The 2254-nt window shown below is 71.9% G+C and carries 1 protein-coding gene; it reads right to left on the reverse strand.

What is annotated here, in order from left to right; translation table 11 throughout:
• Positions 1-1519: 1519 nt before the first annotated feature.
• Positions 1520-2254, reverse strand: a 735-nt coding sequence (locus AB0G16_RS38410) for an ice-binding family protein (RefSeq protein WP_362815910.1), incomplete at its 5' end; no start/stop codon positions are given.

Below are 2254 nucleotides of genomic sequence, written 5' to 3' on the forward strand. Positions count from 1 at the left end.
TCTGGTCCGATGGCGCCGGTTTCTCCGGTGGCGCCGGTGGCGCCGGTCGGTCCTGCCGGTCCGGTCGGTCCTGCTGGTCCGGTTGCGCCGGTGGCGCCGGTTTCTCCTGCCGGTCCTGTGAGTCCGGTGGCGCCGGTCGGTCCTGCTGGTCCGGTCGGTCCTTCTGGTCCGATGGCGCCGGTTTCTCCGGTGGCGCCGGTGGCGCCGGTCGGTCCTGCCGGTCCGGTCGGTCCTTCTGGTCCGATGGCGCCGGTTTCTCCGGTGAGGCCGATCGGTCCTGCCGGTCCTGTGAGTCCGGTGGCGCCCATCGGTCCTGTGAACCCGGTCAGGCCTCTTGGTCCTTGGAGTCCGGTGGCGCCGGTGGCACCTACCGGACCTCGCAGGCCGGTGGGTCCTGTCACACCAGCCGGGCCTCGCGGACCCGTGGTGCCGGTGGCGCCGGTGGCGCCTACCGGACCTCGCAGGCCGGTGGGTCCTGTCGCACCTACCGGGCCTCGCAGTCCCGCTGGGCCCACCGCGCCGGTCGCACCTGCGGGACCTCGCGGACCTGTGGTGCCGGTGGCGCCCGCCGGTCCTGCCGGTCCTGCCGGTCCTGCCGGACCGATGGCACCCGTGGCGCCTGCTCGACCGGCCGGACCGGTGGCGCCCACCGGACCTTGCGGACCGATCGGTCCCGCCGGACCGATCGGTCCCGCTGGGCCGCTGTGGCCCGCCGGGCCGCTGTGACCTGGCGGGCCTACGATGCCGCCCGGCATCGACCTGCCCGCCGGTCCTGGCCGGCCGGGTTCTCCCTCCCTGCCTACAGGGCCGGTGGGACCCATCCGGCCGGTGATGCCTATCCGCCCGGTGGCGCCCGCCGGACCCGGTGGTCCCATCAGGGAACGCCCTGTACCCGGCGGGCCTGCGGGACCGACCGGACCTGCCGGACCTGCCGGACCCACCGGCCCCGCCGGTCCTGACGGTCCTGACGGGCCCACCGGTCCTGCCGCGCCCGGTGCGCCGTCCGAGCCCGCCGGTCCCCGGGATCCGGCAGGTCCCGTCGCGCCTCGTGGTCCCCGTTCGTACGCCCGGCGCGGACCGCACACACCACAGGCACACGAACGGCGTGCGCACACGGTGCATTTTCTCCCGCATTTACGAGGGCCGCAGCATCGATCCCTGCAACGACCTTTCACGTGAACCTGAAGGGGTCGTAGGGGAGCGCTTCGACCGCACGCCGCTGTCGTTCTTGCGACACCGTCGATTCGGCCGGAGTCGATGACGAAGGATTTCTCGATGGCGGTATTCGCCGCGGCCGTGGTCGGTGCCGCGATGAAAGCCCCGATCGCGGCTGCCGCGATGCCCAGGATCTGAACGCCCCTACCGGGACGAGGAATCGCGACATCTCTGTCTCGATGAACATTCATTTCGTTCCCATGTTGCTCGACGGCCTGCGGAGACGATCCCTGTCACCCCCGGAGGACGGAGGCGACCGGAGAGCCGTCCGGGGGTACTCCCCGGCAGGGTCTACCGATTTCGGTCACGCGCTCCGTCGGGGAGTGGACGACCTCGTCCGAAGGGTGCGGCGGGTCTGCACCCCGCACTGCGGCACCAGGCAGAAACCGTTGGCGTCCACGTCCTGGACGAATGTCGCCGAGGTGCTCGGATCGAGCTCGCCCGTACCCGGGAAGACGGCCACGATCTGCCGGGCGCCCTCGGTGAGATCGGCCACGGTCAGGTCGGCGTGGCCCGTGGCATCGAGCTGGGCGGTCCCCAGACTGACCCCGTCGGCGAAGAACTCGACCGGTCCGGAGGGAACGATCGAACCAGGAGACCTCACCGTCGCGGTGAAGGTGATCGGCCCCTGCTGCGTCATCGCGCACGACGAGTTCACCGTGGTGGTGGTCGATCTGTCGGGTGGGGCCTGACAGGCGGACACGTCGACGGTGTCACCGTCGAGGGTGACGGCGCCGTTGCGGGCCAGCAGGCCACCGTCGACGGTCGCGCCGGCGCCGACGGTGATCGAGGCCAGGGCGAGGATGGTGCCGGACAACTGGGAGGCGGCGCCCAGTGTGGCCGAGCTTCCCACCTGCCAGAACACGTTGCAGGCCTGGGCGCCGCCGGTGAGGGTGACGGTGCTGGCGGCGGCGGTGATGAGGGTGGAGGCGGTCTTGAAGATGAAGATCGCGTTCGGGTCGCCCTGGGCGTCGAGGGTGAGTCCTCCGGTGATGCCGAAGGTGCCGGCGGCGGAGGTGTAGGTGCCCGGCGTGACGGT

The organism is Streptosporangium sp. NPDC023615, assembly GCF_040640155.1.
Taxonomy (GTDB): domain Bacteria; phylum Actinomycetota; class Actinomycetes; order Streptosporangiales; family Streptosporangiaceae; genus Streptosporangium.